The following is a 12,489-nucleotide window of genomic DNA, read 5'->3' as shown; positions in this document are numbered from 1 at the left end:
TGAAGCTATTTGGTTTATCCGAGTACAGCGCTTTTGCCTGAACGGGCGTCACTCGCTCGTTCGGGAAGCGCTCGTCCGAACGCGTTACCTCACTCTCGCCTTATGACATCGACCTCGCCTTATCTCGCGTTCAAGCAAACCGCGCTTCAGTATCCTGACAACGATTTTCTGCATATTCCCGCCTCCGCTCGCAAGCATTACGCAACACCCGAACCGCTCACGTTGAAATACGGCGAAACGCTGGTGCGAATCGATGAGCAGATCGAGCGCTACCGAGATGCGGGTTATCGCGCGAGCATGCGCGTGGCGTTACTGCTTGAGAACCGGCCAGAATTTTTCTTTCATTTCTTCGCGCTCAATGCACTCGGCATCAGCGTGGTTCCGCTCAACGCGGATTCGCGCCCGCATGAAATAGCGTATGTGGCTGAACACAGCGAGATCGTGCTGGCGGTTGGGATCGATACAACGCAGCCGCTTCTGCATGCCGCACTCCAGGACAAAGTGCCCGTAGCCGATGCGAACGCCTCCACGCTGCCGAGGATCGGAAGCGCTGGCGGCACGTCGGCCATACCGTCCATAGACGATGAATGCGCGATTCTTTACACGTCAGGAACCACGGGAAAACCCAAAGGCTGCATCCTCGACAACCGCTATTTCTTGTCCATTGCCGAGATTTACATCACGGAGGGCGGCTTGTGCGAAGTCCGTCCGGGTGTCGAACGGCTGATCACTCCGCTGCCGCTATTCCACATGAATGCGCTCGCCTGCTCCACCATGGCCATGGTGTTGTCCGCCGGCTGCGTGGTCCAGCTCGACCGGTTTCATCCGCGAAGCTGGTGGGCGGATGTGGCAGAAAGCGGCGCGACCATCGTCCATTATCTCGGCGTCATGCCTGCGATTTTGCTAGGCATGGACATCGATAAACCCGTCGGGCATTCGGTTCGATTCGGCTATGGTGCGAACGTCGATCCGAAACATCAACGGGTGTTCGAACAGCGTTTCGGTTTTCCGCTTATTGAAGGATGGGCCATGACCGAGACGGGCGGCGCCGTGGTGATTGCGTCGAGTCGCGAACCGCGTCACGCAGGCGCGCGATGTTTCGGCCAGCCGCGTTCGGGCATGGAAGTGAAGCTCGTGGATGCCGAATACAACGAGGTCGCGAGCGGTGTGCCGGGCCACATGCTGGTGCGACGTGAGGGACCCGATCCGCGTCTCGGGTTTTTCCGCGGTTATCTGAAAGACGATGCCGCAACGGAAGCTGCATGGCAACACGACTGGTTCCATACCGGCGATATCGTGCGTCGCGGCGACGACGGCAGTCTTCATTTCGTCGACAGGCAGAAGAACATCATCCGTCGATCGGGGGAAAATATTGCGGCGCTGGAGGTTGAAGCGTGCCTGCTCGATCATCCCGATGTGCGTCAGACAGCAGTGATTGCAGCGCCCGATTCCCTGCGCGATGAAGAAGTGATGGCCTGCGTGATCGTGTCGCCGGGAACGGTGCGTAGTGAAGCCACCGCACGTGCGTTGCAGGCGTGGTGCCTGGAGCGGCTCGCCTATTACAAGGCGCCAGGATACGTTGCGTTCGTGGACGCATTGCCGGTGACATCGACGAACAAGGTGCAGAAGACGCAGCTTGCCGCGTTCGGCGCGGACCCGTTGAACGCGCCGGAATGCTTTGACTTGCGGGCGTTCAAGAAGCGGGTGAGTTAGCCGCTGAAACCAGCAATGGCGCCGTCGCTTTCGAGGCGAAGCGAGACGACGGCGCCCGGTGCAAGCAAGCGCTCAAGTCGCGCAATCACGCGCGGCCCGGCTTGAGTCAGCACCGTCGCAATGTAAGCAATATCGCCGCCCGCCTTCCCCGCCCGATGATGCAACGTAGTGACGTCTTCAACGCACCCTTTGCACGCATCCACCTCAACAAATTCATCGCGCCCGCACGACGGACAGAGCAAGCGCCGGGGAAAATCGACCTGCGCGCACGCTACGCAAGCAAAGACTTTCATTGCCCAACTCCCCGTTCGAGCACGACGGCATTCGCGCACATGCCGTATCGATACTGCACCATGCCGTATCCGCTCACCGCCGCGAAACGCGCGTCGTCCACCTGGCGCGCACCGGCCTCATGACGCAACTGAGTGATCGCTTCGACAAGTCCATGCATGCCCGCCGCCGCACCCGCTTGTCCCGCCGACAATTGCCCGCCCGACGTATTCACAGGCAAGCGGCGTGACGCAATGCGGTCGTGGATAAACGCGTGCAAGTTGGGCTGGTTATCCGCGAACCCGAGGTCGCTGAGTTGCGCGAGAATCATCGAAGGATAGTCGTCATAGACCGAGACGAGGTTCATGTCGGCAGGCTGAAGGTTCGCGTCGCGCCAGAGGGAATCGCGAATGCCCGCAAGCCCCGTGACAAGCCCGTCGCCATGCTGATGATCGACGTTATACGATGCACGCAGCGCCCGTATGCGAACCGGCGAACGCTCAGCACAACGATGCGTCGATGAAGTCAACACAATCGCATTTGCCCCCGACACCACCGGCACGCAATCGAAGCGGCATAGCGGTTCAGCTACAAGCGGCGCGGCCAGATACGCATCGAGCGTCAATGGCTCACGATAGACGGCTAGCGGATTCATCGACGCCCACTCGCGTTGCGCGATGCACAGCGCCGCGTAATCCTCGCGCGTCAATTGCGCGGCGCGCATCTGGCGTTGCGTGAGCATCGCGAACAGGGGATTCGGGCCGCCCGTGTTCAATGGCCGAAGATGCGTTCGCGTAGTCACGTTGTAATTCTCGACCAGCGACGTGAAATCCGCCGCCTCGAAATGGTCCCCGCTGACCAGGACGATCACGCTTGCGTCACCAGCCTGAATGGCACGCGCGGCATGCTGCAGCAGGTTGATCCCGCTCGCGCCGCCGTGACAGTCGTCCATGCACCAGCCCACACGCAAACCGGCGCGCCACGCGAAGTCAATCGCGTGATCCGGCGGCAAGGTGAACGACGCAACGCCGAGACCATCGACTTCATTCGTCGACAATTCAGCCTGCGACAGCGCGGCCTTCAAGGCCTGAGCGAGCAAACCCGCTGTAGTCGTGCCGGCCGGCGCATGACGCGTGTACGGCACTTCGACCGCGGCCACGATCGACACGCCCCCGAAGTCGTTCATCGCGTGGACGCGTCAGACTGCATCGTCACTGTTGAGAAAATACTGCTGCTCGGCGTCATCGATAAAACCCTGGGTCGCCGAGCGCACCGTCATGGCATCGCGATCCACGAAGCCTTTCAGCAGCACCTGCATGCCGTCGACAATCAGCTTCATCGTGCCCGGCTTCGTCATGGTTCCATGACGCACCTGGCGCGTGTGATCGGCGAAACGCAGGATCGTGCCTTTCAGCCGCGTGTTCAACACGCCTTCCAACCAGATCGCGCGGAACTCGACATTGGCCTCGGTCATCAAGCGGATGTCCTTGCGCTCGAACGCGCGGCGGCATTTGCGATAAGCCGCGCCCATGCCGGCGAGTTGTTCATCGGTGAGGACCGCTGCGGCCGCTGCCGCCGCGCCCGGTTCGAGCATGCGGCGCACTTCGAAGATCTCGCGCACATCTTCAGCGGTCAGCGCAGGCGTGATGAAACCGCGCGTGGTGCCGACCAGATAGCCCTCATTCACAAGGCGTAGCAACGCCTGCCGAACCGGCATGCGCGTGCACTCGAATTCTTCCGCGATCTCGTAATCGAGCACGCGGTCATCGGGGCCAATCTGGCCGCGCTGAAGGCGGCCCAGCACTTCCTGATACACCGACTCCATCAATGTGGCCGGGCGCAGCGCGGTACGTCGCGGCTGCTTGATAACCGTCGGGTCGGCGGTTGCCATGGTGTTCTCCGTTGTCTTGTTCCGCGTTTTCGTATGCCACCGCGATGGCGGCCGTGTCACGCTCTCAATAATTGTACTGGCTAGCTTCCGGCCAGCCTCTCAAAGCCCGCCACGCATGATGCCCATGCCGTTCATGCCGCCTCCTCCAGCTCCGCGGGCGGCCACGGCGTTCCCGCGTGATCGCTCGGCACCGCGTCGATCAATGCGCGCGTGTACGGATGGCGCGGCGCCGCAAACACTTCCTCGGTCGGCCCCTGCTCCACCACTTCACCGCGACGCATCACGAGCACGCGGCTGCACAAGTAGCGAACCACGGACAAATCATGCGAGATAAGCAGCAGCGCAATCTGGCGCTCGCGACGCAATTCCAGCAGCAGATTCAGGATCTGCGCCTGGACGGATACGTCGAGCCCCGACACGATTTCATCGGCGACAATCAATTGCGGCGATGCACATAGCGCACGCCCAATATTCACGCGCTGCTTCTGACCGCCTGACAACTGCGTGGGAAAGCGCGTGAGGGTATCGGCGGGAAGCCCCACGTCGCGTTGAACCGACTGCGCCCGAGCCAACCGTTGCTTTGCGTCGAGCGACGCCACGCCGGCCGCTTCCAGCGCTTGCGTCAACAGTCGCTCGACTGAGCGGCGCGGATTCAGCGCCGACTGTGGATCCTGAAAGATTATCTGAACCTGCTCCCGAGCACGCCGCACGCGCTCCGCGCTGCCATGCGTCAAATCTTCGCCGCCGATCATCACCCGGCCGTCGGTCGGTTGTTCGATACCCATCAACAACCGCGCCACCGAGGTCTTGCCACTGCCGCTTTCCCCCACGATCCCCACGAACTCCCCGGGGAAAATCTGCAGCGACAGCGGCTTCACCGCATGGAACGAAGTCTTGCGCTGCCCGAACACTCCGCTGCGACTCGTGTACGTCAACGATGCCTCGCGCAATTCCGCCACCGGTTGCGCGCCCATGACGGGCGCAGGCGGCAACAGGGGCGCCTGCGAATTGTCGACCAGGGGCGCATGTTCGCACGCCTCACTGCACGCGACCCGATGCCCGTTAGGCGCCACGCGATTCTGCAACACAGCCGCGCACGCAGCGCCTGCGCTCGGACAACGCGGTGCGAAACGACACCCGGCAATACCAGCGAGCGCGGACAAGCCCGGCATTTGCTGAGCGAGTACCGGCAAGCGGCGCCGTGGTCCGGTGAGATCAGGCGTCGCGTATTTCAACGCGCGCGTGTACGGGTGACGCGGTTCATCGAGGACATCGCGGGCCGGACCGTACTCCACCAGATCGCCGGCGTACATCACGGCGACGTCATCGCAGACATGCGCCGCCAGCCGCAGATCGTGCGTGATGAGCAATACGGCAGTCGAATGCACGCGCTGCTGTTCCGCGAGCATGCGCATCACGCGGGTTTGCGTGACGACATCGAGCGCGGTCGTAGGCTCGTCGGCAATCAGCAGCGCCGGATTGCTCGCGAAGGCCATCGCGATCAGCACGCGCTGACATTGCCCGCCCGAAAGCTGGTGCGGATAGCGCTTGAGCATGTCAGCGGGCACCGGCAGTTGCACCGATTCAAGCGCCTTGCGCGCCGTTTCCCAGCGTTCGTTTGACGGCACGCCCACGCGCGCGAGATGTTCATTGAAGGTATCGGCGATGGTCCACAGCGGGTTCAACGCGGTCAGCGGTTCCTGCGGGATGAACGCGATTTTTCGGCCGAGAAGCGCGCGGCGTTTGCTCGCCGACATGGCAAGCATGTCCTGTCCTGCGAAGTACATGCTGCCGCTTGTCACCGTGAAACCACCGGGCAACAAGCCCGAGATCAAGCGCGCCAGCATGCTTTTGCCCGCACCCGATTCACCGACCACGCCAAGCACGCGACCCCGCCCTATCGATAAGGTCAAATCCCGCAGCGCCGCGACCGGCACGCCGCCCAGCTTCGCGGTCAGCGTCACGCCATCCAGTTGCAGTACGGCTTCGATGATTTGCGTTGCCATGATCATTCTCCCTTGCTGCGCATGCGCGGATCGAGCGCGACGCGCAGGCCGTCGCCAAGAAGGTTGCAGCCAAGCACCGTGATGACGATCGCAAGCACCGGGAACAATAATCCGGATAACGAATCATGCATGGTCACGCGTGCGTCCGCGATCATCACGCCCCACGCGGTCACATTGGCCGGCACGCTCAGGCCGATGAAACTCAGCAACGCCTCCACCGTGATCGCAACCCCCATTTCGAGCGAGAACAGCGTGATCATCAACGGCAGCGCGGCAGGCAATATTTCGCGCAGCATGATCCGCAGATGCGTGAAGTTAAGCAGTTGCGCCGCGAGCACATAGTCGCGTTGGCGCACGACCATTACCTCGGAGCGGACAACGCGGCAAAAGCGCGTCCAGTCCACCAGCACGATCGACAGGATCACGTTCTCTATACCGACGCCGAGACTCACCATCAGCACCAGCGACAACACGACCGGCGGAAACGACATCCACAGGTCCACCAGATAACTGATGCTGCGATCGACCCAGCCTCCGAAATAGCCCGCGAGAATCGCCAGCACGCTGCCGACAATACCCGCGCCAAACGCGGCAATCACCGCGACCGTCAGCGCGATACGGCTGCCATATAACAAGCGCGATAACACGTCACGGCCGAGGCTGTCCGTGCCGAGCGGAAACGCTGCGTCACCGCCGGCCATCCATGCGGGCGGCGACAACATGTGCAGCAGATCCTGATCGAGCGGGTTATGCGGCGCGAGCCACGGTGCGAACACGGCGCAGAAAAGCACGCCCAGCACGATCGCGCCGCCAAGCCAGAGGTTGACAGCTGGCTTTCGGCGCGCACGAGGCGATTTGCCCACAACCGGCACAAGCGGCGTAGCGGCTTCGGGCGATGGCTCGACTGAAGTGGATTCATCCAGCATGTCAGCCTTCATATCGTGCTTCGAACTCAACGGGGTCGTGGACATGTCGTGACTCTTCGTACGATTCAAGCTGTTTTGCGCAAGCGCGGATTCATGATCACGTACAGCGTGTCGACAATCGCGTTGATCACCAGCATCAGCGCGCAGAACACGATCGCGATGCCCTGGATCAACACCAGGTCGTTGTTGCGCACCGCCTGCACCATCAGATTGCCGACGCCGGGAAACGAGAAAATCATCTCGACGAGCAACGCGCCGCCGAACAGGAAACCAAACTGCACACCGATCATGGTCAACGCGGGCAATGCCGCGTTCTTCAACATGTGACGCCACAAGATCCGGCTCTCCGATACCCCGCGCAACCGCGCCACGCCCACATATGATTCATTGCGCTGATCGAGCAGGCTGGAGCGCAGCACGCGGATCACGAGCGGCGCGAAGCCGAACGCCAGCGCGAGCGATGGCAGCACGAGATGACTCGCCGCACTCAGCCAATCGCTGAATTCGCCCTTGATCAGGAAGTCGATCAGCAGGAAACCGGTGAGATGCGGCATCGGAATGCCATCGCCTACGCGCCCGGAAAACGGCAGCACGGGCAAGTACACACCCAGCAGCGCGATCAGCAACAAGGCCCACAAGAACGACGGCACGGACTGCATCAGCACGACGGCAAAGCTGACCGGCAACTCGCTGCGGCGATCGGTGACGGCGTATGCAAACACGCCGCCCGGCACGCTGATGATCAGCGAGATGACGAGTGCCGAGAGACAGAGTTCAAGCGTGGCGGGCAAGGTCGAGCCGATCAGCATGGCGACCGGCTGCTGGAACGATATCGATGCCCCCAGGTTGCCGTGCAGCGCATTCACGAGCCAGATCAGGAACTGGCTCGGGATCGGTTTATCGAGGCCGAGTTGATGGCGCAATAGAGCGGCATCGGCGGGCGTGGCGTTGGGCGGGAGCATCATCGCGAGCGGGTCGGCGGGGATGAGGCGCAGCACAGCGAACACGATCAGCGAGAGCATCAGCAACGTGGGGATCGCGGCAATGAGCCGGCGCGAGAGAACAGTAGAGATCAGCCGCAGCATCACAGCGCTCCAAGGGGGCTCGACTGGCCCGGCGCTGTGTCAACGAACACCTTGCCGGGGTTGAGCAGGTTTAAGGGGTCGAGGGCGCGCTTGATGGCGCGCATTGCGCCGATCGCACCAGCGTCGCGGGTGTAGCCCAGATACGCGCGCTTCTTGCCGCCGATCCCATGTTCCGCGGAGACTGCGCCATGCCATTCGCGCGTGATTTCATAGACGGCGGCATCGACATGTTCTTCGAGATCGGGCGGCGCATTCTCCAGATGCGCGATGACGTGCAGGTTGCCATCGCCGAGATGGCCGTACACCAGCGTGCGTATATCGGGCCAGCGCGCATGCAGCATGGCTTCGCATTGCGCGGCAACCTGGCCGATATCGGCAATCGCAAAGCTGATGTCGAAGCCGATAAGACCCGGCAGAAGGATAGGAAATTCAGCTGGCGCGTCGCGAACGGCCCAGAAGCGGGTGGCATCGGCGGCGGAACTGGCCAGCGATGCATTCTCGATCACGCCGGCATCGAGCATCTCGCCGAGCATGGTCTCGAACTCTTCGGCTTGTCTTTCGGCATCGGAACCCATGCTCTCCAGCAGCACGTAGAAAGCATGCGTGGTGTCGAGCGGCGCGCGCACGGTCTTCACGTTGGCGAGCACGTAGTCGTAATAACTCGGCCACATCACTTCGAACGCCGAGACGCCGCCCGACATCCGCGCGCGGGCATGCTGCAGCAAACGCGTAACGGCCGCGAAGTCAGGGAGCCCGCACCACGCCGTCGATACCCCCAACGGCTTCGGCGCAAGCCGCATGACCGCGCGCGTGATAACTCCTAGCGTGCCTTCGCTGCCGATCAACAGGTTCTTCAGGTCATAGCCGCTATTGTTCTTGATCATCTTGTGGAGATCGCTGACCACGGTGCCGTCTGCGAGCACGGCTTCCAGACCCAGCACATGATCACGCGCCATGCCGTATTTGATGACGCGATTTCCGCCGGCGTTGGTCGCCAGGTTGCCGCCGATCGTGCAACTGCCGCGCGCGCCGAGATCGAGAGGAAACATCATCCCGGCGGCATCGGCGGCTTCCTGTACGCGTTGCAGCACCGCGCCCGCCTGCACGGTGATCGTGCCCGAGACGGTATCGACTTCTTCGATTGCACTCATCCGTTCAAGACTCAACGCCACCTCGCCACCGAACAGGTTGGCGCCGCCCGCGAGACCGGTCAACCCGCCCTGCGTGACGACCGCCTGCTGATTGGCATGGCAAAACGCGAGCGCTTGCGATACCTCTTGCGTCGAGCGCGGCCGGATCAACGCGATGGGCTCGGCGCCCGGCGTTCCGCTCCAGTCCCGCACCCGCCGGGTACCGAGATCGACGCCGGGTGTCACCACATCAGCGCCCAACTCGGCCACCAATCGTTCGACGAAACTGCGCGAAGATGACGTCATGATCGGCTCAGTCTTTGAGCGCGAAAACGGCTTGATCAAACCCGGCACGCACTACTTCAATGTCGCTCGCGGCCACGACGAAATCGAAGCCCAGCGCGCGAGCGGCAAGCGCGTCCTGCGTCGACCCGGTGTAGATACCGCACGGAAGATGGTTCGCGCGCGCGGCTTTCAAAATGCGCGCGCAGTCCTGCTCGATTACGTCCGGTGCGGCATCGCCCCGCGACAAGGACAAGTCGCCGGTGCCGATAAACAGATAGCCCAGCCCTTCCACGGCGGCGATCGCTTCGACTTGCTCCACGCCCGCAACCGTTTCGATCATCACGCCAATCGATATCCGCTCGCCATCGTTTTTCATGGCTGCCATGCCGGCAATCAGCGGCCTGACGCCGCCTGCCGAGCGCTGTCCGAAGGGCGGATAGCGGCCGAAGGAGACGGCGCGGCGCGCTTCATCGGCGGTTTCGACTAGCGGAACCAATGCCGACGCCGCGCCGGCATCCAGCGCTTCGGCAATCGCCTGAGCGGAGTTTTCGCCCACGCGAACGATCACCGGAACCTGATACCGCACCTGGCCGATCACCGCTTCAAGCGCCGTGCGTTCCCACAAGCCATGCTGCCGGTCAATCACGATCAGGTCCGGCTCGGCGGTCATGCCAATCTCTACGAGCGGCGTACTGCCCATTGCGAACCACACGCACGACAAAGCGCGTTTTTCCGCGAACACTTTTTGCATCGACTGGGGCGCGGGGCGGACATCGGGAATTTTTTGCATCGTATAGTTGCCAGGACTTCTTCAGAAACCGGGTTGGATCGCGCGGGTCGAAACTCGATCATTCAACTGACCTAAAACCGCGTTTACGACATTCTGAATTCAGATTATTGGGTTAAAAATTGGGCGTCAAGCGTTTTCAACTTCGGTCATCCATGTTCAACACGATTCGGCCGCGCGTGATCTGACCCGCTTCAAACTGGCGCTGTGCGTCGGCTGCGGCGGCGAGCGGGAGCGTGGCCATCACGCCGGGTATGAGCACGCCGTCGGCGGCGAGTTGCGCGACGGCATGGAGCGCTTCCGGCGCGTCGGAGATCATTGCGCGCGTGACGGTGACGCCGTATTTCTCAGCCTGGTTTTCGAACGGCATCGCGGTTAGGTAGACAAGCTGGCCGCCCGCTTTCAGCACCTGATACGACCGTGCATGCGTCTCGCCGCCAATCAGGTCGAACACAGCGTCGAAATCACGCAGCACGCTGAAGTCATCGCGATCGTAGGCCACCGCCCGATGCGCGCCGAGCCCCAGCACATAGTCGATATTCCGCGCGCGGCAGGTTGTTGTCACGTTGAGTCCGAGATGACGCGCGAGCTGGATCATCTGGCCACCAACCGCCCCCGCGCCGCCATGAATCAGCAGGCTCATGCCTTCTGAAAGCATCGCGGTCCGGCACATCGAGATCCATGCGCTGACGCCGGGCTGAAGCAGCGCGGCGGCTTGTGAGGTCGAGAGGTTGGGCGGCTTTTTCACCACGCGTGATGACGCACAAACAATTGCCTCGGCGTAGGTTCCGCTGCCGGTCGGATCGGCCGCGACGCAGACTTCATCGCCAAGGGAAAGCCCTGTTACGCCCTCACCGATTTGATCGATAACACCCACGCCGTCACGGCCCGGAATCTTCGGGAATGTCAGCGAGAAATGCGCTTGCAAGGCGCCGGAGCGGAGCTTCGCATCGATCGGCGATACCCCCGCGGCCTTCAGGCGAACACGAACTTCGTTCGGTCCCGCGATGGGATCATCGAGCGTGACAAGTTCGAGGACATCGGGCGCGCCGTACCGCGAATACTGGATCGCTTTCATGTCGGCGCTGCGTCGCTGTCACGACCCGATTCAAGCAGCGCCCGGATCAGGAACATCTCGGTTTCGTGCGTCGAGCAGATTTGCGCCCATGCGTCGTCGGATTGCGTTGCCAGCCGCCACGTGAGAAGCGTGATGACTGCCGTGCCTTCGGGATGCCCCAATGTCGGGCCATCGAATACGCGCGCGGCATTGCGAAATCGCAGACCTTCTTCATTGCCGCCGACCTCGTAATCGATCGTCAATGCAACCGGATCGGCATGAATCCGCACCCAGGTTTCAGCGCCCGTGAACACCGATTCCCCAACGAACGTCTGCGCCCCAACCGTTCTGCGCTTCCAGCTTCCCAGCGCCCATCGGCCTTGCCGCTCGCCGTCGGCCATTAGTAAGAACGCGCGATGGGCGTCGGCCTGAACGCGAATGCTGCTGCTATGACAATGTGCGTCGATCACCTTGAGTTTCCGGATAGATTTTCAAAAAGGGCGTGGGCGCGAAAAATCGCCCTCAAAGCTTTTTGCAACATTCTGAATTCAGATTATTATTGGAAACACAGTTCGTCAAGCGACGTTTCCAAATCGTTTTCAGCCTGTCCAACCGGAAGCAAAACTCATGGATGTCTGCCTCTTTCTGATTGCGACCGAGCGCGCCGCGACCGACCTCACTCAAACGGTCGATCCGCAGGCGATTCACTCCATTGCCGCGACCATGCCGGGCATCAAACGCGCCGTGGTCCACGTGCCCGTGGAAGGCGGCGCGAACGACCCGTATCTGCACGCCGAGGCACCGCCGCGTTGCACGCTGCAGCTGTATTTCGAGAGTATCGATGCGCTGGAAAACGTCTTGTGCGAAGGCGGCAGCGCGCATGCGCTAGTGACGCTGACAGGATTGAAAGAGTGCGATCTGACGCAGCAGGTCATGGCTGTGCGGCGCTTTCCGGTACCCGACCTCGGCTCGCAACCGGCCGATGCCCCTCGCTGCACCTATATGGTCAGCTACGAGGGCCCTGCTGAAGATTTGAACGCGTGGCTGGGCCATTACATCGATAGTCACCCGCCGATCATGGCGCGTTTCCCCGGCATTCGGGAGATCGAGATTTACACGCGGATGGACTATCGCGGCGCGCTGCCGGTGGGACGATCAAACGCCATGCAGCGCAACAAGGTGGTCTTCGATTCGCCCGACGCGTTGAACGCCGCGCTGGCGTCGCCAGTTCGCCACGAGATGCGCGCCGACTTCAAGAACTTCCCGCCATTCAGCGGTGCGAACCTGCATTTCCCGATGATCAGCGTCGCGCGTGACTTCACGAACAACTGACCGGCGC

Annotated in this window: 12 protein-coding genes; 2 read left to right on the top strand and 10 right to left on the bottom strand. The window is 61.9% G+C overall.

All coding sequences use genetic code 11. From position 1 onward, the window contains the following. The first annotated feature begins 102 nt into the window (after positions 1 to 102). Positions 103 to 1,713 (top strand): AMP-binding protein, encoded by a 1,611-nt coding sequence (locus tag GSQ93_RS21380; RefSeq protein WP_158937637.1) that lies wholly within the window; start codon positions 103 to 105, stop codon positions 1,711 to 1,713. On the opposite strand, the gene GSQ93_RS21375 is transcribed toward GSQ93_RS21380, so the two are convergent. The 10 genes from GSQ93_RS21375 to GSQ93_RS21330 all read right to left on the bottom strand — a co-directional run bounded on the left by GSQ93_RS21375 (position 1,710) and on the right by GSQ93_RS21330 (position 11,620). After that, positions 1,710 to 2,006 (bottom strand): zinc ribbon domain-containing protein, encoded by a 297-nt coding sequence (locus GSQ93_RS21375; RefSeq protein ID WP_158937636.1) that lies wholly within the window; start codon positions 2,004 to 2,006, stop codon positions 1,710 to 1,712. The two genes, GSQ93_RS21380 and GSQ93_RS21375, sit on opposite strands and share 4 nt — an antisense overlap. Beyond that, positions 2,003 to 3,169, bottom strand: a complete 1,167-nt coding sequence (locus tag GSQ93_RS21370; RefSeq protein ID WP_158937635.1) for a thiolase family protein — start codon at positions 3,167 to 3,169, stop codon at positions 2,003 to 2,005. The genes GSQ93_RS21375 and GSQ93_RS21370 overlap by 4 nt, the downstream gene beginning before the upstream one ends. 12 nt (positions 3,170 to 3,181) lie before the next feature. Further along, positions 3,182 to 3,874, bottom strand: a complete 693-nt coding sequence (locus GSQ93_RS21365; RefSeq protein WP_158937634.1) for a GntR family transcriptional regulator — start codon at positions 3,872 to 3,874, stop codon at positions 3,182 to 3,184. 131 nt (positions 3,875 to 4,005) lie between these two features. Beyond that, a complete protein-coding gene (locus GSQ93_RS21360; RefSeq protein WP_158937633.1) occupies positions 4,006 to 5,880 on the bottom strand; it encodes an ABC transporter ATP-binding protein in 1,875 nt (624 codons plus the stop codon). Positions 5,881 to 5,882: 2 nt separating this feature from the next. Next, positions 5,883 to 6,851, bottom strand: coding sequence for an ABC transporter permease (locus tag GSQ93_RS21355; protein WP_254073978.1), 969 nt, complete (start codon positions 6,849 to 6,851; stop codon positions 5,883 to 5,885). Between the two features lie 20 nt (positions 6,852 to 6,871). Continuing rightward, entirely contained in the window at positions 6,872 to 7,891 is a 1,020-nt protein-coding gene (locus tag GSQ93_RS21350; protein WP_158937632.1) for an ABC transporter permease, read from the bottom strand. Continuing rightward, positions 7,891 to 9,327: an FAD-binding oxidoreductase gene (locus GSQ93_RS21345; protein ID WP_158937631.1), complete on the bottom strand. Its 1,437-nt coding sequence runs from the start codon at positions 9,325 to 9,327 to the stop codon at positions 7,891 to 7,893. The genes GSQ93_RS21350 and GSQ93_RS21345 overlap by 1 nt, the downstream gene beginning before the upstream one ends. Positions 9,328 to 9,334: 7 nt before the next feature. Then, on the bottom strand, positions 9,335 to 10,096 hold the full coding sequence (locus GSQ93_RS21340) for an HpcH/HpaI aldolase/citrate lyase family protein (protein WP_158937630.1): 762 nt from the start codon (positions 10,094 to 10,096) through the stop codon (positions 9,335 to 9,337). Positions 10,097 to 10,232: 136 nt separating this feature from the next. Next, entirely contained in the window at positions 10,233 to 11,171 is a 939-nt protein-coding gene (locus GSQ93_RS21335; protein ID WP_158937629.1) for an NADP-dependent oxidoreductase, read from the bottom strand. Next, positions 11,168 to 11,620 carry a hypothetical protein gene (locus GSQ93_RS21330; protein ID WP_158937628.1) on the bottom strand — a complete coding sequence of 151 codons (453 nt, stop codon included), beginning with the start codon at positions 11,618 to 11,620 and terminating at the stop codon, positions 11,168 to 11,170. Before GSQ93_RS21330 ends, GSQ93_RS21335 begins: the two co-directional genes overlap by 4 nt. 157 nt (positions 11,621 to 11,777) lie before the next feature. Here GSQ93_RS21330 and GSQ93_RS21325 point away from each other — a divergent pair, with 157 nt between their 5' ends. Then, positions 11,778 to 12,482, top strand: a complete 705-nt coding sequence (locus tag GSQ93_RS21325; RefSeq protein WP_158937627.1) for an EthD family reductase — start codon at positions 11,778 to 11,780, stop codon at positions 12,480 to 12,482. Positions 12,483 to 12,489: the final 7 nt, after the last annotated feature.

Source organism: Burkholderia sp. S171 (genome assembly GCF_009766085.1).
GTDB lineage: Bacteria > Pseudomonadota > Gammaproteobacteria > Burkholderiales > Burkholderiaceae > Caballeronia.
Note: the sequence above shows the minus strand (reverse complement) of the source record. Positions and strands in the feature narration are given on the sequence as shown.

Excerpts from the sequence above, each read along its gene's own strand:
- GSQ93_RS21380 (WP_158937637.1), top strand. The coding sequence starts at position 103 with ATGACATCGACCTCGCCTTATCTCGCGTTCAAGCAAACCGCGCTTCAG.
- GSQ93_RS21375 (WP_158937636.1), bottom strand. The coding sequence starts at position 2,006 with ATGAAAGTCTTTGCTTGCGTAGCGTGCGCGCAGGTCGATTTTCCCCGG.
- GSQ93_RS21370 (WP_158937635.1), bottom strand. The coding sequence starts at position 3,169 with ATGAACGACTTCGGGGGCGTGTCGATCGTGGCCGCGGTCGAAGTGCCG.
- GSQ93_RS21365 (WP_158937634.1), bottom strand. The coding sequence starts at position 3,874 with ATGGCAACCGCCGACCCGACGGTTATCAAGCAGCCGCGACGTACCGCG.
- GSQ93_RS21360 (WP_158937633.1), bottom strand. The coding sequence starts at position 5,880 with ATGGCAACGCAAATCATCGAAGCCGTACTGCAACTGGATGGCGTGACG.
- GSQ93_RS21355 (WP_254073978.1), bottom strand. The coding sequence starts at position 6,851 with ATGTCCACGACCCCGTTGAGTTCGAAGCACGATATGAAGGCTGACATG.
- GSQ93_RS21350 (WP_158937632.1), bottom strand. The coding sequence starts at position 7,891 with ATGCTGCGGCTGATCTCTACTGTTCTCTCGCGCCGGCTCATTGCCGCG.
- GSQ93_RS21345 (WP_158937631.1), bottom strand. The coding sequence starts at position 9,327 with ATGACGTCATCTTCGCGCAGTTTCGTCGAACGATTGGTGGCCGAGTTG.
- GSQ93_RS21340 (WP_158937630.1), bottom strand. The coding sequence starts at position 10,096 with ATGCAAAAAATTCCCGATGTCCGCCCCGCGCCCCAGTCGATGCAAAAA.
- GSQ93_RS21335 (WP_158937629.1), bottom strand. The coding sequence starts at position 11,171 with ATGAAAGCGATCCAGTATTCGCGGTACGGCGCGCCCGATGTCCTCGAA.
- GSQ93_RS21325 (WP_158937627.1), top strand. The coding sequence starts at position 11,778 with ATGGATGTCTGCCTCTTTCTGATTGCGACCGAGCGCGCCGCGACCGAC.